Here is a 21,663-nt window from a genome sequence, read left to right as displayed (position 1 = left end):
CAAGTGCCGACGTACCAGTACCAGTGCACCGAATGCGGCGAGGGCCTCGAGGCGGTGCAGAAGTTCACCGATGACGCCCTGACCGTGTGCCCCAGCTGCGACGGACGCCTCAAGAAGGTGTTCTCGGCGGTCGGCATCGTCTTCAAGGGCTCCGGTTTCTACCGCAACGACAGCCGCGGCTCGTCGTCGAGCAGCACGCCGTCGACAGCGAACGCGTCGAAGTCCTCGGACTCCAAGCCGTCGGACTCCAAGTCCTCCGCGGGCGCTTCCTCCTCCTCGGGCTCTTCGGGCTCGGACTCGAAGTCGTCCGGCTCGTCCTCGGGTTCGTCGGCCGGCTCGTCCAGCTCTTCGAGCTCCTCCAGCTCGTCGGCTGCCTAGGTTCTTTCCCCAGGTCCCCGCTGTCGTCCGACAGCGGGGATTTCGGCGTTCCCGGCCCCGGCTACTGTGCTCGGCATGGTGAATACGGCGAACGCGACGCGGGCCGAGATCGGTGTCATCGGCGGCTCCGGTCTCTACTCCTTCCTCGACAACGTGACCGAGATCCAGGTCGACACCCCCTACGGAGCACCGAGCGACTCCCTCTTCCTCGGTGACATCGCCGGACGGCGGGTCGCGTTCCTTCCCCGGCACGGCCGGGGACACCATCTGCCGCCGCATCGCATCAACTACCGCGCCAATCTGTGGGCGCTGCGCTCCGTGGGCGTACGGCAGGTGCTCGGCCCGTGTGCGGTGGGCGGGCTTCGGCCCGATTTCGGGCCCGGGACGCTGCTGGTGCCCGATCAGCTCGTGGACCGCACGAAGACGCGTACGCAGACGTATTTCGACGGGGTGCCGCTGCCGGACGGGAGCATTCCGAACGTCGTGCACGTGTCGCCGGCCGACCCGTACTGCCCCGCCGGGCGCAGCGCCGCCCTGAAGGCGGCCCGCGGCCGGGAGTGGGAGCCGGTGGACGGCGGGACGCTCGTGGTGATCGAGGGGCCGCGGTTCTCGACCCGGGCCGAGTCGCTCTGGCACGCGGCGCAGGGCTGGTCGGTGGTCGGCATGACCGGGCATCCCGAGGCCGTGCTCGCCCGTGAACTGGAGCTCTGCTACACGTCGTTGACGCTGGTCACGGACCTGGACGCGGGCGCGGAGAGCGGCGAGGGCGTCTCTCACGAAGAGGTGCTCCAGGTGTTCGCGGCGAATGTGGACCGGCTGCGGACGGTGCTGTTCGACGCGGTGGCGGGTCTTCCGGCGGAGGGCGAGCGGGACTGTCTGTGTGCGGGGGCGCTGGGCGGGATGGAGACAGGGATCCGGCTGCCGTGAGGTGATCGGCGGGGGTGGCCGGGACGGTCGGGGCGGCCGGGGCGGTCAGGCGGTCGGGGCCGGAACTTCCCCTTCGGGTGAGGGAGTTGTCCACAACCCGCGAGTAGTCCACGGGGCTCGGCGGGATTCGGCGTGGGCCTGCATCGTGAGAGCGGAAGGCAAGATCCTCAGCTCTCCCGACCCAGCTCTCCCGACTCTCCGCAGGCGGTGGCCCTCGTGGCACACGTTCCCTCAGACATTCCGTCCTCCTCCTCTCCTCCTCCCGCGCCCTGCCCGGTGCCGCACTTCTCCCCCGTGCATGTACGGGGCGGTCGGCACCGGCTGCGCAGGCTGCTGCGGCACAGACGCCGCGCCATGGCCGCGGGGCTCGCGGTGACCGCGGCGGCTCTCGTGGCCGCCGGGCCGCGGGATGCCGAACGGGCGCGGCCACCGGGGCATCCGACGGCTGCCTCATCCTCGCCGCAGCCGGAGCGGGAGCGGGCCACCCCTTGGGTGACGGCGCCCGTGCGGATCGCGGACGCGGAGACGGTGCGGCTGCTGCACCGGGGCGACCGGGTCGATGTCGTCGCCGCCGATGGCTCCGCGTCACGGGTGGTGGCTGCCGGGGCCAGGGTGGCCGAGGTGCCCGAGCCCGGCGATGGCACGGCCGAAAGTGCCACCGAGGCAGGGGCGTTGGTGGTGCTCTCCGTGCCACGGGCGACGGCGGCACGGCTCGCCGGAGCCGGTGCGAGCATGCGTCTGGCGGTGACGTTGTGCTGACCCACGCGCTGACCCACACCATGTGCAACTGCACTGACATCCTGTCAAGTCGCTCATTCGTGTTACCCAATTGGACAGTGCTGCCAGGCCCTGCCGTAGGTTTCGAAGCTGTTTGTTTCACGACCTGCAGTTGCAACGAAAGGCCTCGTGGTGAGCGAGAAGAACGAACCGAGTCTCTGGGAGGGCTTCAAAGCCTTCCTGATGCGCGGCAATGTCATCGACCTGGCGGTCGCGGTGGTCATCGGCGCCGCGTTCACGAACATCGTGAACTCCGTGGTGAAGGGTGTCATCAACCCGCTGGTCGGTGCCTTCGGTACGAAGGACCTCGACCACTACAGCTCGTGCCTGAAGGCCCCGTGCGTCATGAAGGCCGACGGCACGGTCGAGAGCGGCATCCCGATCATGTGGGGCTCCGTACTCAGCGCGACGCTCAGCTTTGTGATCACCGCGGCCGTCGTCTACTTCCTGATGGTGCTGCCCATGGCCAAGTACCTGGCGAAGCAGGCCGCGCGGAAGGCCGCCAAGGAGGGGACGCAGGAGGTCCTCGAGCTCTCGGAGCTGGAGGTCCTCAAGGAGATCCGCGACGCCCTTGTGGCCCAGCGCGGCTCGGGGCACGACGAGCGCTAGCGCGGGCTCAGAGGTGGTGGGGCGGCTTCTCGTCGAGGAAGCGCGCCAGGTCGGCGGCGCTGTCGCCGCCGACCGGAGGCCGCTCGCCCCACCCACGGTCCGTGTCGTCCGAAGACTGCTGCGACAGGGGGTCGTCGAAGACCAGGGCGCTCTTCGGCTTCTTCGGCGCCGCGGAGCCCTTCGGGGTCTCCGATTCCTTCGGATCGCGCGGTTCGGAGGCAGGGGCGGTGCTCATGTCTCCAGGGTACGTCCGGGGGGCGCCGCAGCGGGCACCCCAGCGGGTGTCAGACGGCCGTGAGCCCCTGAGCTGCGAAGATCTCCTTGGCGGTGGCCACCTGCGCCGGAGTCGGCGAGGCGGTGTCGCGCAGGGTGAAGTCCTTGCCGAGGGCGTCCCACTTCGCCTCGCCCAGCTTGTGGAAGGGCAGCACGTCGACGCGCGAGACGTTGCCGAGCGAGGCGGCGAAGCGGGCGACGCCCTCGATGTTCTCCGGGTCGTCGGTCAATCCGGGCACGAGGACGAAGCGCACCCAGACGTCCTTGCCGAGGCCGGCGAGGCGGTCGGCGAAGTCGAGGGTGGGCCGCAGCGGGCGTCCGGTGACCTTCTTGTACGTCTCGCGGTCCCAGGACTTGATGTCCAGGAGCACGAGGTCGACATCACGGAGCAGGGCGTCGGTGGCGCGCACGCCGAGGAAGCCGGAGGTGTCGAGGGCGGTGTGCAGGCCCAGCTCGTGCTTGAGGCGGTGCAGCAGTTCGCCGGTGAAGACGGGCTGCAGGAGGGGTTCGCCGCCGCTGACGGTGGCGCCACCACCCGCCGCCGAGATGAACTTGGTGTACTTGGCGGCTTCCTTGATCACGTCGTCGGCGGTGGTCCGCTTGCCGTCGCGCATCCGCCAGGTGTCGGGGTTGTGGCAGTACAGGCAGGTCAGCGGGCAGCCCGAGAGGAACGTGACGAAGCGGCTGCCGGGGCCATCGACGCCGGTGGACAGGTCCCAGGAGTGGATGGATCCGGTGACGGGGCGCCGGGTGGCCGCGGCCGCCGGGGTCGCCGTGTCGAGCAGGGCCGTGTCGAGCAGGACAGCCATGGCAGAACTCCCGAACTACTGGCAGGACGTGATGTTCGCGGCGCCCGGAGCCGGAGTGAGGGTCCGGCTCCGGGGCCGCGGATCAGGGGTGGCTCGCGGGGAGCCGGTGGCTCAGAGGGAGCCGTGGAAGGTGCGGTTGATGACGTCGAGCTGCTGGTCGCGGGTCAGGCGGATGAAGTTGACCGCGTAGCCGGAGACCCTGATGGTCAGCTGCGGGTAGTTCTCCGGGTGCTCCATGGCGTCCTGCAGCGTCGCCTTGTCGAGGACGTTGACGTTCATGTGGAAGCCGTCACTGGCCATGAAGCCGTCGAGGACCCCGGAGAGGTTCTGGATCCGCTCGCCGGGGGTGCGGCCCAGGGCATCGGGCGTGATGGTGTTGGTGAGCGAGATGCCGTCCTCGGCGTCGTCGTAGTTGAGCTTGGCGACCGACAGCGCGGAGGCGATGTAGCCGTGTTCGTCGCGGCCGTTCATCGGATTGGCTCCGGGGGCGAACGGCTCGCCCGCGCGGCGGCCGTCGGGGGTGTTGCCGGTCTTCTTGCCGTAGACGACGTTCGAGGTGATCGTCAGGACGGACTGGGTGTGCACCGCGTTCCGGTAGGTCGGGTGACGGCGGATCTTGCCCATGAAGTCCGAGACGATCCGCTGGGCGATGGCGTCGGCCCGCTCGTCGTTGTTGCCGTAGGCGGGGTAGTCGCCCTCGATCTCGTAGTCGACGGCGAGGCCCGTCTCGTCGCGGATGACCTTGACCTTGGCGTGCTTGATGGCGGAGAGCGAGTCGGCGGCGACCGAGAGGCCCGCGATGCCGCACGCCATCGTGCGCAGGATCTCCTGGTCGTGCAGCGCCATCTCGATGCGCTCGTAGGCGTACTTGTCGTGCATGTAGTGGATGACGTTCAGCGCGTGGACGTACGTCTTGCCCAGCCAGCCGAGCATCGCGTCGTAGCGCTCGGCGACGGTGTCGTAGTCCAGGTAGTCGCCCTCGATGGGCTCGAAGCCCTCGACGACGCGCTTGCCGGTCTTCTCGTCACGGCCGCCGTTGATCGCGTAGAGCAGGGCCTTGGCGACGTTGACGCGGGCCCCGAAGAACTGCATCTGCTTGCCGACGGCCATCGCCGAGACGCAGCAGGCGATCGCGGTGTCGTCGCCGTACTTGGGGCGCATCAGGTCGTCGGACTCGAACTGGATGGCCGAGGTGTCGATGGCGACCTTGGCGGCGAAGTCCTTGAAGCCCTTGGGCAGTTCCCTCGCCCAGAACACCGTCAGGTTCGGCTCGGGGGCCGGGCCCAGGTTGTAGAGGGTCTGCAGGGCACGGAACGTGGTGCGGGAGACCAGCGGGCGGCCGTCCTGGCCGATGCCGGCCATCGACCAGGTGACCCAGGTCGGGTCGCCGGAGAAGCCCTCGTTGTACTCGGGGGTGCGCAGGAAGCGGACGATGCGGAGCTTGATGACGAAGTCGTCGATGAACTCCTGGGCCTCGGTCTCGGTGATGCGGCCGGACTCGATGTCGCGCTGGAGGTAGATGTCGAGGAAGTTGTCGATGCGGCCGATCGACATGGCCGCGCCGTTCTGCTCCTTCACGGCGGCCAGGTAGGCGAAGTACAACCACTGGACGGCCTCGCGGCCGTTGGTGGCGGGGGCGGAGATGTCGTAGCCGTACGACATCGCCATGGCCTTCAGTTCGCCCAGGGCCTTGATCTGCTCGGAGGTCTCCTCACGGGCCCGGATGACGTCCTCGGTGGCCCACTCCTCGCCGAGGAGCGCCTTGTCGGCCTCCTTCGCGGCGATGAGGCGGTCGACTCCGTAGAGCGCGACGCGGCGGTAGTCGCCGATGATGCGGCCCCTGCCGTAGGCGTCGGGCAGGCCGGTGATGATGCCGGAGGAGCGGCAGGCGCGGATCTCGGGCGTGTAGGCGTCGAAGACACCTTCGTTGTGGGTCTTGCGGAGGTGGGTGTAGACCTCCCTGACCTCGGGGTCGGCCTCGTAGCCGTAGGCGTTGAGTGCGCTTTCGACCATGCGCCAGCCGCCGTTGGGCATGATGGCGCGGCGCAGCGGGGCGTCGGTCTGCAGGCCGACGATGAGGTCCCGGTCGCCGTCGATGTAGCCGGGCCTGAAGGCGTCGATGCGGGAGGGGGTCTTCACGTCGACGTCGTGGATGCCGCGCTCGATCTCCGCCGGGAACATCGCCAGGAGCTTCTGCCAGACCTGGGTGGTGCGTTCGGTCGCGCCGGCCAGGAAGGAGTCGTCGCCCTCGTACGGGGTGTAGTTCTGCTGCACGAAGTCGCGGACGTCGATGGCGTCCCGCCACAGGCCGCCCTTGAAGCCGTCCCATGCCTCGCCGTGCACTGTCGTTTCCGCGGGAGTGGCAGTCATCGCCGGCACCTTCCGAGTCGCCTTTTCGCTATGCCTCCATTGCACTCCGATTTGATCGATCAGCGGCTCCGCAATGGTCCCCACTTCAGGGCCCGAGGTCCCCTCTCTCCGCTCCCCCGGCCGGATGCACCCACCCTGACCTGGGAATTCCTTCGGGACTTTGGACCTAAGTTCGCTTGTGAATGCATTCACAAGAATTTCCCGCACATCTCGTGGTACGGGGCCAGGAAGGTCACGAGGGCCTGGACATGCGAAGGGGCCGGGTGCTCCCACACCCGGCCCATCCCGCCAACGCCGCTCAGGACGTCAGCTCGGGGACTCCGCGCCCTTGCGGGCGTAGAACCACCAGCAGACCGCGATACAGCTGACGTAGAAGGCCACGAAGCCCCACATCGCGCTGGTCACCGCGAAGTTGGCGAACATCGCCGGGATGAAGAAGAAGCCGTACGCCGCGATGGCGGAGGTGAAGCCGGTGACGGCGCCCGCCTCCATCTCGGACTGCTTCAGCGCCTTCGCGTACTCGGGGGTGCCCTCCGTCAGGCCCTTCAGGTGCTGGTCGCGGAAGATCACCGGGATCTGGCGGAACGTCGAGCCGTTGCCGATGCCCGAGAAGAAGAACGCGGCCAGGAAGCAGGCGAAGAAGCCGTAGAAGTTGCCGTTGTCGCCGCCGGAGGGCAGGAAGTTGATGACGCCGATGATCGAGAGCGCCATGCCGACGAACGAGATGATGGTGACCCTCGCGCCGCCGATCTTGTCGGCGATCCAGCCGCCGGCCCAGCGTGCGAGCGCGCCCACGGCCGGGCCCATCCAGGCGTACGTCGCCGCGGAGTAGGCCGCGTCGATCGGCGTGAACGTCGTCTTGATGAGCATCGGCAGAGCTGCCGCGAACCCGATGAAGGAACCGAACGTGCCGACGTAGAGCCAGGTCATCAGCCAGTTGTGCTTGCGCTTGAAGATGATCTTCTGCTGGCTGAAGGGGGTCGAAGCGACCTTCAGGTCGTTCTGGCCGAACCACGCGACGACGGCCAGGATCACCAGGACCGGCACCCACAGGAACGCGGCGTTCTGCAGGAACACGGGCGTGCCGTCGGCCTTGTGCTGGGCCGAACCGACCGCGAGGACCGAGCTCGTGATGACGATCGGGGTGACCAGCTGGACGACGGAGACGCCGAGGTTGCCGAGGCCGCCGTTGATGCCGGTGGCGTTGCCCTTGTCGCGCTTGGGGAAGAAGAAGCCGATGTTGGCGAGGGACGAGGCGAAGTTCGCGCCGCCGACACCGCACAGGGCCGCGATGGCGATCATCACGCCGTACGAGGTGTTCGGGTCCTGGACCGCTATGCCCAGCCAGATCAGCGGGATGACCAGGACGATCGTGGAGAGCGCGGTGAAGCGGCGCTGGCCGATCATCGGGCCGAGGAAGGTGTAGAAGATGCGGGCCGTGCCGCCGGTGATGCCGGGGACGGCCGTCAGCCAGAACAGCTGCGAGGTGGAGAAGCCGAAGCCGACGTCCTTGAGGTTGGTCGCGGTGACGGACCACACCTGCCAGACGACGAACGCCACCAGGAGCGCGGGGACGGCGATCCACAGGTTGCGGGATGCGACCTTCTTGCCGATGGACTTCCAGAAGAGCTCGTTCTCCGGCTCCCAGTCGGTGATGGTCTTGCCGGGTCGGTACTGCGTCGTGTCGTACGTCGCGTCCACTGGTGCGGTCTGCGCTTCTTGGGTGGCAGGCGATCTCATGTGGGTTCCCAGTTCGCTACCGGTCCCGACCTTGCTCCGGGGCCTGACGTTTCCACGGTGCCGTGCGCGACTCCTGTGGAGCAGAGTCGTAGGGCACGCGCCGACCAGCCCAAAGACACCAAGATCAGAGGGTCTTCGGACCTCGTGGGCCGCGGTGTACGAGCGGGTCCCTGCCACCCGCCGTGCGGCGCCCGGGGGCCACGGCCGACCCGCTGGGCGACGCAGCCCGATTCGGCGCGGGCCTTCTGCTGTGCTGAGGCTCATGACGTCCACCGTCAGTGCGCCGACGACGCTCGCGAGCACGTTCGCGGGCAGCTGGGCCGTCCTGGTCGCGGGGCTCGTGGCGACGGCCACCGTCGCGACCGGAATGACGCTTACAAGCCGGATGGCCCGCGGGGAGAGGGCCGCGTAACTCCGGCGCGTGATACGCAAGTCGGCATGGCTTCCACCGACCCTCTCAACTCCCCCGGCTCTCCCAGCTCCCCTGGTTCCCCTGACTCCCTCAGCTCCCCCGGCTCTCCTGACTCCCTCAGCCCCCTCGACCCCCTCAACTCCCTCACCGACGTCCCCGGCCTGCGCGTGGGCCATGCCACCCGCACCGCCCCCGCCCACCAGGGCCACCTCACCGGCACCACCGTCGTGCTCGCCCCGGTGGGCGGCGCCGTCGCGGCCGTGGATGTGCGCGGCGGCGGCCCCGGCACCCGTGAGACGGACGCCCTGGACCCCCGCAATCTGGTGCAGCGCGTCGAGGCCGTCGTGCTCACCGGCGGCAGCGCGTACGGCCTGGACTCGGCGACCGGCGTGATGGCGTGGCTCGAGGAGCAGGGCCGCGGCGTGCGGGTGGGCCCCGATCCCTCCCACGTCGTCCCGGTGGTCCCGGCCGCCTGCGTCTTCGACCTCGGCCGCGGCGGCGACTTCACCGCGCGCCCCGACGCCACGACGGGCCGCGCCGCCGTGGAGGCCGCCGCGGCCACCGAGCCGTTCACGCCCGTCGAGGAGGGGAACGTGGGCGCGGGCGCCGGCGCCGTGGTCGGCAAGGTCAAGGGCGGCATCGGCAGCGCGAGCGTCCGGCTGGAATCGGGCGTCACGGTCGCCGCCCTGGTCGTGGCGAACGCCGCGGGCTCGGGGGTCGATCCGGGGACGGGGGCGTTGTACGGGCGGTACTTCGAGGGGCAGACCGTGGTCTACCCCGCTCCCGAGGTCCATGAGGAGGCCACGCGTCGCCTCACCGAAGCCGCGGCGGCGGCCGCCGCAGACGCCGCCGATGACGCCGATGACGCCGATGACGCCGACGCCGAAGCCGCCGCCACCGCCACCGCCGCCGCCGCCGCCGCCAAGAGCGGGCCTGCCCCGCTGAACACCACCCTCGCCGTGGTCGCCACGGACGCCGAACTCACCAAGGCCCAGGCGCAGAAGCTGGCCGGTACGTCGCACGACGGCATGGCGCGCGCCGTGCGGCCCGTCCATCTCCTCAACGACGGGGACACCGTCTTCGCCCTCGCGACCGGCGAGCGCCCCTTGCCGGACGCCGCGCGGAACCCGCTCGCCCTGAACGAGATCCTCGCGGCGGGCGCGGACATGGTGACGGCGGCGATCGTCCGGGCGCTGCTCGCCGCGGAGTCGGTGGAGACACCGGGCGGCGCCTTCCCCTCGTACCGCGACCTCTACAACACATAGTCCGCAGAGGAACCCTTAAGGGAATCCCAAGAAAGAAACGCTACAAATAGCAACAGAACAGCGCCCGTTGGGCCGCCGGCGGGCCATGTCGCTGTGCCCCCGCTCACACCAAGCGGACGGAACCTTTCCGCCTGCAGGCCGCTCTTAACTCGTACTGGATCAGAACGCGCACTTCGCACAAAGATGGAGCAGCCCGTGACAACGTCGCACATAGCCAAGCCCCGGCGACGCACCCTTTTGGCAGCCACCGCGCTCGCCGCCGTGGCTGCGCTCTCCCTCACGGCCTGCGGCGGCGACGCGGACGCCAACGGAGACGACAAGGACGGCAAGCCCAAGACCCAGGGCGCCGACATCACCATCTCGGCGAAGGACGGCTCGACCGGCGCCTCGATCAACGCCACGGGCGTCAAGGTCAAGGGCGGCAAGCTGACCGAGGTGAAGATGACCCTGGTCTCCACCGGGGCGGCGGTCGACGGCACGCTCTCCTCCGACGGCACCAGCTGGAAGCCCAAGGCCCAGCTGGAGCGCGGCATGAAGTACAAGATCACGGCCGACGCGAAGGACACCAAGGGCAAGGAAGCGACCGAGAACTCGATCTTCACCACGGTCTCGAAGGACAACAGCTTCATCGGGAGTTACACCCCCGACGGCGGCACGAAGGTCGGCGTCGGCATGCCGGTCTCCTTCAACTTCGACAAGGCGATCACCGAGAAGCAGTCCGTCCAGTCGCACATCAAGGTCACCTCCGACAGCGGCCAGAAGGTCGTGGGCCACTGGTTCGGGAACCAGCGCCTGGACTTCAGGCCCGAGCAGTACTGGAAGGCCGGCTCCAAGGTCACGATGAAGATCGACCTGGAGGGCGTGAAGGGCGCGGACGGCGCCACCGGCGTACAGAACAAGACCGTCACCTTCACCATCGGCCGCGCGCAGGTCTCCACGGTCGACGTGAAGGCCAAGACGATGACGGTCGAGCGGGACGGCAAGGTCGTCAAGACCATCCCGATCTCCGCGGGCAGCCCGTCGAACCCCACGTACAACGGGAAAATGGTGATCTCCGAGAAGTTCACCCAGACCCGGATGAACGGCGACACGGTCGGCTTCGGCGGTGAGTACGACATCAAGGACGTCCCGCACGCGATGCGCCTGTCGTCCTCCGGCACCTTCATCCACGGCAACTACTGGGGCTCGCCCTCGATCTTCGGCAGCGCCAACACCAGCCACGGCTGCGTCGGCCTCCAGGACGCGCAGGGCGCGGGCGACTCCAGCACGCCGGGCGCGTGGTTCTACGACAACTCGCTCATCGGGGACATCGTGACGGTCAAGGGCTCCCCGGACGAGACGATCGCTCCGGACAACGGCCTCAACGGCTGGAACATGTCCTGGAGCCAGTGGACGGCGGGCAGCGCGGGCTGATTCCAGCCGCCGGGCCGGCCCTCTCACCAGGACCAACACCGCGAGCCGCACGGGAACTTGCCGTGCGGCTCGTACGTTTTCCCGTTCCCGGGCATGATGTCCGACGCAGGGGCTACGGTATGCACTCACAAGGTGACATGCAGCAACGCCGGGAGAAACCTTGAGCGTTCCGTACGAGTACGAGACGGCGTACGAGCCACAGTCGGCCGAGCAGAAGTCTCCGCACTCTCCGCAGGAGCATCTCGAGCGGCTTCTTCGCCGCGCCCTGAACTCCTTCGACCTGCCGGACGACACGATAGGACGCCTGGAGTCGGCTCTCGCGTACGACAGTTCGCTGCACTCGGCGCACCACAGCGCGGGCATGCACCGCGAGACGTACCGTCACACATGGCTGCTCGCCGACGCCGGCGCGCTCACCCTCTGGGAGCTCGTGCACAACACGGGCCCCGACAGCCACCCCCAGTACGAGCTGTACGCGGACGAGGAGGAGGCCGGTGTCGCCACCTCGCGCCTGCCGCTCCCGCCCGACACCCCGGCCGCCGTCTGCGAGCAGCCCGTCGTGCTCCAGCTCTCGGTCACCGACGAGCCCCGGCATACGTACGTCCCGGACGACTCCGCGGATCACGCGCGCCGGCTGCTGCGCCGCGCGGAGAACCCGGTGAGCGAGGGACGGCCCGCCGAGGACATCGAGCGGTTACTGCGCTCGGCGTTCGCGCATCAGATCACCCAGGCCTTCGGCCGCCCCTGCCTGGCGGGCGAGGCACGCCTCTGCTTCTCGCTCTACGAACACGCGTTCCTGCTCTTCGACGGCAGCGAGCTCAGCCTCTGGGAGGTCGAGCACACGGTCACGCCGGACAAGCGGCACAGGTGCGAGGTGTACGTCACCGAGGAAGCCGCACGCGCGGCGATGGAGCTGCGCGCGAGGAGCCTTCCTCAGCAGCGCACGAAGTAGGGCCCACAGAATCCGCAGCAGCGCCGAAGTAGGGCCCACGGAACGGGATCGGCGTACGGAGTCGGGCGGGATCGGCGTAACTGGACGGGCTCAGGGCCTGCTGTCGCCGAACTGCCGCACGAGACCCGCGAAGGCGGCCCGCTCGTCCGCCGTCAGATCGACCGTCTCCGCGCGCGGCGGGCCGCTCTGCGCGGGCAGCGCGCGCAGCGCCTGTGACTGGCGCCAGACGTCCACGTCGACCTGGTCGCGTCGCATCACCCGCACCAGGCCCACGGCCCAGACGACGGTCGCCGCGGCCAGTACGGCCACGCCTGCCTGCTGGAGGATCGAGACATTCTGGAACATGCCGCACAGTAGACAACACGATCCGGGCCTTACGACAGGGGGGTTGTGGGACTTACGTCCTGAAGTGACGCATGTCGCACAACCCCCCTCATAGGGAAGATTCATAGGGACGATTGAGGCCGGACCTCATGGGGCCCGGCGGCCGGGGCTCAGACCGCCGCCGGCAGCGGCTTCTCCGTCACGGCCTCATCGGCCGTGGCACCGCTCTCGGCAGGCGCCGTCTTCCGGCCGCCCTTGAGCAGGATGACCACCACGGTCGAGACGCCGACACCGGCGGCGATCGCCACCAGGTACAGCAGCGGCTGTCCGATCAGCGGCACCACGAAGATGCCGCCGTGCGGGGCGCGCAGCGTGCAGCCGAAGGCCATCGACAGGGCGCCGGTGACCGCGCCGCCCGCCATCGACGCGGGGATCACCCGCAGCGGGTCGGCCGCGGCGAACGGGATCGCGCCCTCCGTGATGAAGGAGGCGCCGAGGAACCAGGCCGCCTTGCCGTTCTCGCGCTCGGTCTTGGTGAAGAGCCGCCCGCGGACGGTGGTGGCCAGGGCCATGGCGAGCGGCGGGACCATGCCGGCGGCCATCACCGCGGCCATGACCTTGAAGCTGCCCTCGGTCGGGTTGGCGAGGCCGCCGACGGCGAAGGCGTACGCGACCTTGTTCAGCGGTCCGCCGAGGTCGAAGCACATCATCAGGCCGAGGATGACGCCGAGGATGATCGCGTTGGCGCCGGAGAGACCCTCCAGCCAGTCGGTGAGCGCGCTCTGCAGCGAGGCGATGGGCTTTCCGATGACGAGGAACATCAGGAAGCCGACGATCGCGGACGAGATCAACGGGATCACGACCACGGGCATGATGCCCCTGAGCACCGCGGGGATCCTCACCCGCTGGATGCCCATCACGACCCCACCGGCGATCAGGCCCGCCGCGAGGCCGCCCAGGAAGCCCGCGTTGATGGTGACGGCGACGGAGCCGCCGACGAATCCGGGGACGAGTCCTGGCCGGTCGGCCATTCCGTACGCGATGTAGCCCGCGAGGACCGGCACCAGGAAGGCGAAGGCGAGCCCGCCGATCTGGAAGAGGAGCGCGGCCCAGCTGGTGGTGTCCGTCCACACGAAGTGCTCGGAGACGGACGGCGCCTTGTCGATCTTCCAGCCGCCGATGGCGAAGCCGAGTGCGATGAGGAGGCCGCCGGCCGCGACGAACGGGACCATGTAACTGACTCCGGACATCAGCCACTTGCGCAGCTTGGTGCCGTAGCCGTCGCCGCTGTCCCCGGCGTTGTCGACGGGGCTCGGGCCGATGTCCGCGGTGGTCTCGCCGCGGGCCGCCTTCGCCCGGACCTCGGCGATGAGTTCGGCCGGCCTGCTGATGCCGGCCTTCACCCCCACGTCGACGGTGGGCTTACCCGCGAAACGGTCCTTGTCCCGTACGGGGACGTCGTGCGCGAAGACGACGCCGTCGGCGGCGGCGACGACCGCCGGGTCGAGGCGGGTGAAGCCTGCTGACCCCTGGGTCTCGACCGTCAGCTCTACGCCTGCCTCGCGGGCCGCGGCTTCCAGGGACTCGGCGGCCATGTAGGTGTGGGCGATGCCCGTGGGGCAGGAGGTGACCGCCACGATGCGGAACGGCTCCGCCGGGGTGGGGTCGTTCTCCGGCTGCGGGTCGGCGGGTTCTTCTGTGGGCTCACCACCCGGCTGCTCGTTGTCCCCAGTGATCAATGAAACCGCCGTCTCCGCGTCCGCCGCGGTCCGCAGCGCGCTCGTGAACTCCTCGTCCATCAACTGCCGGGCAAGGGACGACAGGATGGTCAGGTGCGCGTCATCGGCACCGGCAGGAGCGGCGATCAGGAAGATCAGGTCGGCGGGCCCGTCCGGCGCCCCGAAGTCGATGCCGTCGGCCGAGCGGCCGAAGGCGAGGGTCGGCTCGGTGACGTGGGTGCTGCGGCAGTGCGGGATGCCGATGCCGCCGTCGAGGCCGGTCGGCATCTGCGCCTCGCGGGCCGCCACATCGGCGAGGAACCCCTCCAGATCGGTCACCCGGCCCAGGGCCACCATGCGCTCGGCGAGGGCACGGGCCGCCGCTTCCTTGGTTCCGGCGGACCGGTCGATTTCGAGGTCGACCAGTTCCGCGGTGATCATCTCGCTCATCGCGGGCTCCTTCGCACGCGTATCGCCCGGAGGGCGGGGGTGGGGACGGGGGGTGAGGTGGTGAAGCTGAGGCCCTTGCGGGCGGTGTGGGGAGTCACGACACGGGCTCCGTCAGTACGCGGTCCATCGGGACCTCCGAGGTGACGGTGACCGCGTCGGGCGCGAGGTCCGAGGGGGTCGGCATCGCGCTGCCGGGGAGCTGGACCGCTGCGGCGCCGTGCGCCACCGCCGATGCGAGGGCCGTGGCGCCGGTGCCGCCCGCGATGAGGAAACCGGCCAGGGAGGAGTCACCGGCGCCGACGTTGCTGCGTACGGCGTCGACCGGTGCGCTGCCGAAGTGGGCGCCGGAGTCGTCCACGAGCAGCTGACCGTCCGCGCCGAGACTGGCGAGGACGGCGCGCGCGCCCAACTCCCGCAGCTCCTCGGCGGCCTTGACCGCGTCGCCGACCGTCGCCAGGGGGCGGCCCACGGCTTCGGCGAGTTCCTCCGCGTTCGGCTTGACGACGTCGGGGCGCTCGGCGAGCGCGGCGAGCAGTGCCGGGCCGGAGGTGTCCAGGGCGATGCGGGCGCCTGCGGCGTGTGCGCGGGCCACGAGATCGGCGTACCAGGAGGGGGCGAGCCCGCGCGGCAGGCTGCCGCAGCAGGCGATCCAGTCGGCGCCGGTGGACCGCTCCCGCACGGCGGAGAGCAACAACTCGGCTTCGGTGGAGGTCAGTTCGGGCCCCGTCGCATTGATCTTGGTGAGGGTCCCGTCCGGCTCGGCGACCGCGATGTTCGAGCGGGTCTGGCCCGCGACCGGGACCGGGGCGACCTCGATGCCCTGCTCGTCGAGGAGCTGGGCGACGAGCGCGCCGGGCGCGCCGCCGAGGGGCAGGACGGCGAGCGTCTCCGCGCCCGCCGCGGCGACCGCCCTCGATACGTTGACGCCCTTGCCGCCCGGGTCCATCCGGTCGCCGGTGGCCCGGATCACCTCGCCGCGGTCCAGCGAGGGGACCTCGTAGGTGCGGTCGAGGGAGGGGTTGGGGGTGACGGTGAGGATCATGCGCGTACGTACCGTTTCCTTGCTGACCTGCGTGCTGTTGCTGCTGCCGTCCACGTTCGAGTGCGTGCCCGCGCCGCTCATGCCCGGATCACCTCCGTGCCGCCGGCCTCGATCGCCGCGGCGTCCTCGGGGCTGAGTCCGGTGTCGGTGATCAGCAGGTCCACGTCGGTCAGGTCGCCGAAGCGCGCGAAGTGCTCCTGGCCGTGCTTGGTGGAGTCCGCGAGGAGCACCACGCGGCGGGCCGCGCCGATCGCCGCGCGCTTCACGGCGGCTTCGGCGAGGTCGGGGGTGGTGAGTCCGGCTTCCGCGGAGAAGCCGTTCGCGGCGACGAAGAGGACGTCGGCGCGGATCTCTCCGTACGCGCGCAGGGCCCACGCGTCTACGGCGGCGCGCGTACGGCTGCGGACGCGGCCCCCGATGAGGTGGAGCTGGATGCCGGGGTGGTCGGCGAGGCGGGCCGCGGTGGGGAGGCCGTGGGTGACGACGGTGAAGGTCGCTTCCAGCGGGAGTGAGGCGGCGAGGCGGGCCACGGTCGAGCCGGCGTCGAGGATGACGCTGCCTTCGGTGGGGAGTTCGGCGAGGGCGGCGTGGGCGATGCGGTCCTTCTCGTCGGCGGCCGTTCCCTCTCGCTCCGCGAGGTCGGGCTCGAAGTCGAGGCGTCCTGCCGGGATGGCGCCGCCGTGTACGCGGCGTACGAGGCCGGCGCGGTCCAGGGCCTTCAGGTCGCGCCGGATGGTCTCGGCGGTGACCTTGAATTCCTCGGCCAGCGACAGCACGTCGACCCTTCCGGCGTCGCGTGCGAGCCGCAGGATCTCCTGCTGCCGCTCCGGTGCGTACATGTCCGTTTGCCTCCGCCTGATGCCCGAGCGTGTTGTTTCCTTTGCAGGCTACGGCTGGATTTCCCCAAAGTAAACAAGCCCGGACCTACAGCAGACACAAACGGACTTCCGTCCCTGCACCACTGCCCCCAAAGTCCACCCCCGCAAGGACCTCCCCCACCCACCCGCCCGATTCCCCCGCGGTGACAGGGGGTGGGGGCGGGCGGGAGATCTACAGGGGGGAACGCATAGGGCAGCAGGGGCGGGTGGGGTGAGCACGGCGGGTGGGTGGGGAACGCACACAGCAACAGGGTGGGTGGCGAGCGTGTACAGCAGCTGGGCCGGGTGGGGAAACGTACGGCCGGACGCCGGGCTAGGCCGGTGAACGTACAACTGGGTGGGCCGGAGTGGCCGCAGGGACGCGACTCGCCCCACCCAAAGGAGACCAGCCCGCACGCCCCCGCAGCCGGCAGCGCACGCGAGGGGACGGGCCGGTATGTCCGCCCGGAGCACGGTTCCCAGCGCTCCCCCACCGCAGCAGCCCCGCGGCCACCGGACGATAGCGAGGACGGACATACCGGCACGGCCCCGCACCCCAGACGCACCCGCACCGCACCGGGCACCGCCCCACCCCACCCCTACGGCCAGCGGAAGCCCTCCAAGGTTTCGATGCAGTGTTCCGTCAGAGCCGCCGGGCCGCCCTCGCCCCCGGCCGCCTCGTCGCCCGCCGCCCACGTCTCCACCGCCACCCGCACCGCCGCGCTGGCCACCCCCGCCACAAGCCGCAGCTCCAGCGAAGGCGCCGCCGCCCCGCACCCCTCCCGCTCCGTCAGGACGGAGAGCAGCGTCTCCTCCGAGGCGTGGCAGGCGTTCGACCACACCGCCCTGAGCGCCGCACTCTCCCCCGCCATCCGCAGCAGCGCCCGCACCCACTCCAGCGCCTCCGCGTCCCCGATCGCGAGCCCCGGCGCGGCATCGCTGTCGGGGACCAGCGCCCTCGCCGCCGCGTGCCGCAGCGCTTCCCGTACCGGCAGCCCCGCAGGCGCACCCCGCACCGCCTCCGCCCACTGCTGCGCCCCGGCGGCGAAGAGCGGAGCCACAGCCTCCTCCTTCGTCGCGAAGTAGCGGTAGAAGGTGCGCGGCGCGACACCCGCCGCGCGCGCGATGTCCTCCGCGCGCGTGGCCCTCAGCCCGTTCTCGACGAAGAGCGCGGCCGCGGTACGGGCGATGTCCAGCCTTGTCTCCGCCTTGCGGCGTTCGGTGAGCGAATCGGGCGCATTGAGCGAACTTGCGGGCATGCCAGGCAGGTTATGCCAGCCGGCACAGCGACGGGCCTCCGCAGGCACATTCTGCCTGTGTGACAGAATCTGCCACCGTTGAGATCAAGTGCATACGCCCAAGAAGTTCGAGAAGGTGGCTACACCGGTGCGTCGTCGACAGTTCCTTACCAACTCCGCAGGCCTCACCGGCATCTCCGCCCTCGGCGCCTGCTCGTCCGGCAGCGACACCACCACCCTCGAACTCCTCGTCGCCAGCTACGACAAGAGCGTCGGCTCCTCCATCGGCGACCAGTGGGGCGGCCTCGTCGCCGCCTTCGAGAAGGCGCACCCCACCGTCAAGATCGCCCTGGAGCGCGTCCCCTTCGACAAGCTCGACCGGACGCTCGCCCGCCGGGTGAAGGACGGCAACGCCCCCGACATCGCGCAGTCGAACGTCTTCGCCCCCTACGCCGAGGACGAACAGCTCTACAGCGCCTCCGACCTCTTCGACATCCGCACCGAGGCCGACTTCACCCGCTCGTACGCCGAGGCGGGATCGGTCAAGCACATCCAGTACGGCATCCCGTTCCTCGCAAGCACCCCACGCCTCTTCTACAACAAGGCCCTCTTCAAGCAGGCCGGCATCACCGGCGCCCCCACCTCCTGGGACGAGCTCCGCTCGGCGGCGCAGGCGCTGAAGGGGATCGGCGTGAAGACGCCGTACGGGCTGCAGTTGGGCCCCGAGGCCGCCGAGGACGAGGCCCTGTCCTGGATGCTCGCGGACGAAGGCGGCTACTCGGGCCTGGCCGGCTACGACTTCCACACCACGAGCAACGTCCGGACGCTGACCTGGCTGCGCGACGAGCTGGTGGCGAAGGGCCTCGCGGGCGCGAACCCTGCGGGGCTCAACAGGACGGCCGCGTACGAGCAGTTCATGCGCGGCGGCATCGGGATGCTGATCGCGCACCCCGTGCTCATGGGCGCCGCCGACAAGGTCAAGTTCCCGTACGCGCACGCCGCGTTCCCCACGCGCAGGGGCGGGGCCACGGCGCCCGTGGGCCTGAGCGACTGGCTGATGGCGTTCAAGCAGAACGGCCACGGCGACGCGTGCGGAACGTTCCTCAGCTACCTCTACGGCCGCAAGTCGGCGAAGGCGTACGGCGGCGGCCAGGCCGCGCTCCCCGTCACCAGCTCCGCCTCGTCGGCGCTGCGCGCGGACGAGGCACAGCGCCCGCTGTGGAAGTTCATCGACCAGATGCCGCAGGCGCAGTTCCAGCCGGTCAGCCTCCGCTCGTGGCCGACCGTGCGGGCGGCCATCCGCGAGGAGATCGGGGCCGCCGTCACGAAGGGCGGCAACCCCGGCGCCGTACTCGAATCCCTGGACACGGCGGCGGCCCAGGCGGAGCTCTAGAGGCTCCACCCGGGCCGCGCCCGCCGGTCGGACACCGCTCAGGAGGTCAACGCGGCCTCCCGCGAGGGAAGTTCACCGGCCGCATCCGCATCCGCGACCGCGTCCTCATCCGCGACCGCATCCTCGTCGCCGCCGCCCTCGACGTGCTGCCGCGGCTTGCCCGGCAGGGCGAACATCAGCAGGAAGATGACGACGAGCACGCCGACGACCCACCACAGCGAGTTCTGGAACGCGCCCACGATCTCCGCGGGCACCTGGCTCGGCGCCGCCTTCTCGTCGATCATGCCGAAGAACACCACGGAGACCAGGCCGAGCCCCAGCGCCGTACCCATCTGCTGCACGGTGTTGAGCAGCCCGGACGCGGACCCCGAGTGCTCACGCGGCACGTCCGACAGGATGGCGTCGGTCAGCGGCGCGACGATGAGTCCCATGCCTGCGCCCATCACGAACAGGGGCAGAGCCATCTGCCAGGACGTGATGCCCGCGCCGTACCGGTCCGCCTCCCAGATGTAGAGCAGCACCCCGGCCGCCATGACGAGCGCACCGGCCTGCAGCACCTTGCGTCCGAACCGCGGCACGAGCTTCTGCACGGACATGCCGGCCGCCACCGAGACGGCGATCGAGAACGGCACCCCTGTGGTGCCCGCCCGCAGCGCGGTCCAGCCGAGGCCCGTCTGCATGTAGACCGTCCAGACCAGGAAGAAGATGCCCATCGCGATGCCGAACACGGTCTGCACCGCGATGCCCGCCGCGAAGCTCTTCACCTTGAACAGGGACAGCTCCACGAGCGGCGAACCGTCCTTCGCCGCCTTCGCCTTCTCGTACGCGATGAGCGCGCCGAAGACGACGAGTCCGCCCGCCATCATGGCGTAGCCCCACAGCGGCCAGTCCAGCTCGCGCCCACGGGTGAGCGGGTAGAGCACCATCAGCAGGCCGAGCGTGACCAGGACGACGCCGACGAGGTCGAGCTTGAGGGCCTTCGGGGCCTTGGACTCGGTGATGAACTTGGCGCCCAGGATCAGTCCCGCGATCCCGACGGGCAGGTTGATGAGGAAGATCGGCCGCCATTCGAGCCCGAACAGGTTCCACTGGGTCAGGAGCGCGCCGAGCAGCGGCCCCGAGACGGCGCCGAGCCCCACGATCATCCCGAAGAGCCCGAAGACCTTGCCCCGCTCGTGCGCGGGGAAGGTGGCGTGCACGATCGACAGGACCTGCGGCACCATCATCGCGGCCATGGCGCCCTGCAGGATCCGCGATGCGACCAGCATCTCCGGGTTGGCGGCGAAGCCGCAGAGCGCGGAGGCGAGCGTGAAGCCCGCGATTCCTATGAGGAACATCCGCTTGCGCCCGTGGATGTCGCCGAGCCGCCCGCCGGTGATCAGTCCGGCCGCGAAGGCGAGCGCGTAGCCCGCGGTGATCCACTGGATCTGGCTGTACGAGGCGCCCGCTTCCTCCTGGATGGACGGGATCGCGATGTTGACGATGGTGACGTCGACGAGGTCCATGAAGGCCGCGGTCATCACGATGGCGAGGGCGAGCCATCGGCGCCGGTCGGCGGCGGCCGTTCCGGGCGGTGTCGTGGCGGGGCTGCTGAAAGTCATGAGAGGAGACTAGAAGTCATATAGGCCAGAGCGTGTCCTAGATGCGCGGCATCCTGTGTGACATGACTTCGAATTCCGGCACTACCTCGGAAAGGTCCGGCGGTACGGACACGCCGGCTCGGCTGCTTCAGCTCCTCTCCCTCCTCCAGACCCCGCGCGAGTGGCCGGGCGGGGAACTGTCGGACCGGCTCGGCGTCAGCCGCCGTACGGTGCGGCGCGACATCGACCGGCTGCGGGACCTCGGCTATCCGGTGCAGGCGAGCCAGGGGGCGACCGGTGGATACCGCCTGGTCGCGGGCAAGGCGATGCCGCCGCTCGTCCTGGACGACGAGGAGGCGGTGGCGATCGCGGTGGGGCTGCGGGCGGGGGCGGGCCACGCGGTGGAGGGGGTGGAGGAGGCGTCGGTCCGGGCCCTGGCGAAGCTGGAGCAGGTCCTGCCCTCCCGGCTGCGCCACCGGGTGCAGACCCTCCAGATCGCGACGACCCCTCTGACCAGCGGGGACGGGGCCAGCATCGCGCCCGAGACGCTCACGGTCATGGCATCCGCGGCGGCGGGCCAGGAACGTCTGCGCTTCGCGTACCGCTCGGGCGACGGCACGGAGACCCGGCGCCTGACGGAGCCGCACCGGCTGGTGTCGACGGGGCGGCGGTGGTACCTGGTCGCGTACGACATCGACCGCGACGACTGGCGCACGTTCCGCGTGGACCGGGTGTCGTCGCCGTTCGCGACCGGGGCGCGCTTCGTCCCGCGGGAGCTTCCTACGGGGGACGCCGCGGAGTACATCCGGCGGTCGATGTGGCGGGGTCAGCCTTCGTACGCGATCGACGTGACGTTCGCGGCGTCTGCGGAGACCGTCGCGACGAGGCTCCCGGCGCTGGGGGCGCCGGAGCCGCTGACGGCCACGAGTTGCCGCGTGCGGGCCACGGTGACGGATGCGGTGGACTGGCTGGCGGTGCGGCTTGCCATGACGGGCTGCGACTTCGTGGCCCACGGCCCACCGGAGCTGGTGGCTTCGCTCCGGGACCTGGGCTCCCGCCTGACCCTGGCGTCGGGGACGTGAACCGGGGCTGCGGGACCCCTACGGCCGGGCATGGGCCCCGCTCCCCCCTGCGGC

General features: G+C 70.2%; 20 protein-coding genes. 10 read left to right on the top strand and 10 right to left on the bottom strand.

Annotated features, from left to right (window positions below):
• Positions 1–3 precede the first annotated feature (3 nt).
• The 4 genes from AC07AG_RS21575 (at position 4) to mscL (ending at position 2,691) form a co-directional block, all read left to right on the top strand.
• Positions 4–378, top strand: coding sequence for an FmdB family zinc ribbon protein (locus AC07AG_RS21575; RefSeq protein WP_478756754.1), 375 nt, complete (start codon positions 4–6; stop codon positions 376–378).
• Between the two features lie 75 nt (positions 379–453).
• A complete protein-coding gene (locus AC07AG_RS21570) occupies positions 454–1,305 on the top strand; it encodes an S-methyl-5'-thioadenosine phosphorylase (RefSeq protein WP_478756752.1) in 852 nt (283 codons plus the stop codon).
• Positions 1,306–1,521: 216 nt separating this feature from the next.
• Positions 1,522–2,064 carry a hypothetical protein gene (locus tag AC07AG_RS21565; protein ID WP_478756750.1) on the top strand — a complete coding sequence of 181 codons (543 nt, stop codon included), beginning with the start codon at positions 1,522–1,524 and terminating at the stop codon, positions 2,062–2,064.
• A gap of 147 nt (positions 2,065–2,211) precedes the next feature.
• Complete coding sequence (gene mscL / locus AC07AG_RS21560; RefSeq protein ID WP_425575187.1) at positions 2,212–2,691, top strand: large conductance mechanosensitive channel protein MscL; 480 nt, start codon at positions 2,212–2,214, stop codon at positions 2,689–2,691.
• Between the two features lie 7 nt (positions 2,692–2,698).
• On the opposite strand, the gene AC07AG_RS21555 is transcribed toward mscL, so the two are convergent.
• From AC07AG_RS21555 to AC07AG_RS21540, 4 genes are all read right to left on the bottom strand, one after another.
• Entirely contained in the window at positions 2,699–2,926 is a 228-nt protein-coding gene (locus AC07AG_RS21555) for a hypothetical protein (protein WP_249589387.1), read from the bottom strand.
• Positions 2,927–2,975: 49 nt separating this feature from the next.
• Entirely contained in the window at positions 2,976–3,773 is a 798-nt protein-coding gene (pflA, locus tag AC07AG_RS21550; RefSeq protein ID WP_478756747.1) for a pyruvate formate-lyase-activating protein, read from the bottom strand.
• 111 nt (positions 3,774–3,884) lie between these two features.
• Positions 3,885–6,143, bottom strand: a complete 2,259-nt coding sequence (gene pflB / locus AC07AG_RS21545; protein ID WP_478756745.1) for a formate C-acetyltransferase — start codon at positions 6,141–6,143, stop codon at positions 3,885–3,887.
• A gap of 306 nt (positions 6,144–6,449) precedes the next feature.
• Positions 6,450–7,883 (bottom strand): NarK family nitrate/nitrite MFS transporter, encoded by a 1,434-nt coding sequence (locus AC07AG_RS21540; protein ID WP_478756743.1) that lies wholly within the window; start codon positions 7,881–7,883, stop codon positions 6,450–6,452.
• A gap of 262 nt (positions 7,884–8,145) precedes the next feature.
• On the opposite strand from AC07AG_RS21540, the gene AC07AG_RS21535 reads away from it, so the two are divergent.
• From AC07AG_RS21535 to AC07AG_RS21520, 4 genes are all read left to right on the top strand, one after another.
• The gene (locus AC07AG_RS21535; protein WP_478756741.1) at positions 8,146–8,295 is read left to right on the top strand and encodes a hypothetical protein; all 150 of its coding nucleotides are present in this window, start codon (positions 8,146–8,148) and stop codon (positions 8,293–8,295) included.
• A 26-nt stretch (positions 8,296–8,321) separates the two neighbouring features.
• Positions 8,322–9,560 carry a P1 family peptidase gene (locus AC07AG_RS21530; RefSeq protein WP_478756739.1) on the top strand — a complete coding sequence of 413 codons (1,239 nt, stop codon included), beginning with the start codon at positions 8,322–8,324 and terminating at the stop codon, positions 9,558–9,560.
• Between the two features lie 183 nt (positions 9,561–9,743).
• Positions 9,744–10,973 (top strand): L,D-transpeptidase, encoded by a 1,230-nt coding sequence (locus tag AC07AG_RS21525; protein WP_478756737.1) that lies wholly within the window; start codon positions 9,744–9,746, stop codon positions 10,971–10,973.
• A 160-nt stretch (positions 10,974–11,133) separates the two neighbouring features.
• Positions 11,134–11,925 (top strand): DUF6227 family protein, encoded by a 792-nt coding sequence (locus AC07AG_RS21520; RefSeq protein WP_478756735.1) that lies wholly within the window; start codon positions 11,134–11,136, stop codon positions 11,923–11,925.
• Positions 11,926–12,015: 90 nt separating this feature from the next.
• Here AC07AG_RS21520 and AC07AG_RS21515 read toward each other — a convergent pair whose 3' ends face one another.
• The 5 genes from AC07AG_RS21515 to AC07AG_RS21495 form a co-directional block, all read right to left on the bottom strand.
• The gene (locus tag AC07AG_RS21515) at positions 12,016–12,270 is read right to left on the bottom strand and encodes a hypothetical protein (RefSeq protein ID WP_478756733.1); all 255 of its coding nucleotides are present in this window, start codon (positions 12,268–12,270) and stop codon (positions 12,016–12,018) included.
• Positions 12,271–12,419: 149 nt separating this feature from the next.
• Positions 12,420–14,417, bottom strand: coding sequence for a PTS fructose transporter subunit IIABC (locus tag AC07AG_RS21510; RefSeq protein WP_478756732.1), 1,998 nt, complete (start codon positions 14,415–14,417; stop codon positions 12,420–12,422).
• Between the two features lie 94 nt (positions 14,418–14,511).
• Positions 14,512–15,459, bottom strand: coding sequence for a 1-phosphofructokinase (gene pfkB / locus AC07AG_RS21505; RefSeq protein ID WP_478757067.1), 948 nt, complete (start codon positions 15,457–15,459; stop codon positions 14,512–14,514).
• A gap of 77 nt (positions 15,460–15,536) precedes the next feature.
• Positions 15,537–16,298, bottom strand: coding sequence for a DeoR/GlpR family DNA-binding transcription regulator (locus tag AC07AG_RS21500; protein ID WP_478756730.1), 762 nt, complete (start codon positions 16,296–16,298; stop codon positions 15,537–15,539).
• 617 nt (positions 16,299–16,915) lie between these two features.
• A complete protein-coding gene (locus AC07AG_RS21495; protein ID WP_478756728.1) occupies positions 16,916–17,575 on the bottom strand; it encodes a TetR/AcrR family transcriptional regulator in 660 nt (219 codons plus the stop codon).
• A gap of 127 nt (positions 17,576–17,702) precedes the next feature.
• Between AC07AG_RS21495 and AC07AG_RS21490 the strand changes: the two genes are divergently transcribed.
• A complete protein-coding gene (locus tag AC07AG_RS21490; RefSeq protein ID WP_478756726.1) occupies positions 17,703–18,947 on the top strand; it encodes an extracellular solute-binding protein in 1,245 nt (414 codons plus the stop codon).
• A 38-nt stretch (positions 18,948–18,985) separates the two neighbouring features.
• On the opposite strand, the gene AC07AG_RS21485 is transcribed toward AC07AG_RS21490, so the two are convergent.
• Positions 18,986–20,548, bottom strand: a complete 1,563-nt coding sequence (locus tag AC07AG_RS21485) for an MFS transporter (protein ID WP_478756725.1) — start codon at positions 20,546–20,548, stop codon at positions 18,986–18,988.
• A 62-nt stretch (positions 20,549–20,610) separates the two neighbouring features.
• Between AC07AG_RS21485 and AC07AG_RS21480 the strand changes: the two genes are divergently transcribed.
• Entirely contained in the window at positions 20,611–21,609 is a 999-nt protein-coding gene (locus AC07AG_RS21480) for a helix-turn-helix transcriptional regulator (protein ID WP_478756723.1), read from the top strand.
• The last annotated feature ends 54 nt before the right edge of the window (positions 21,610–21,663 follow it).

It is taken from the genome of Streptomyces sp. NPDC044044 (assembly GCF_056434405.1).
This window is presented reverse-complemented; position numbering and strand designations above follow the sequence as displayed.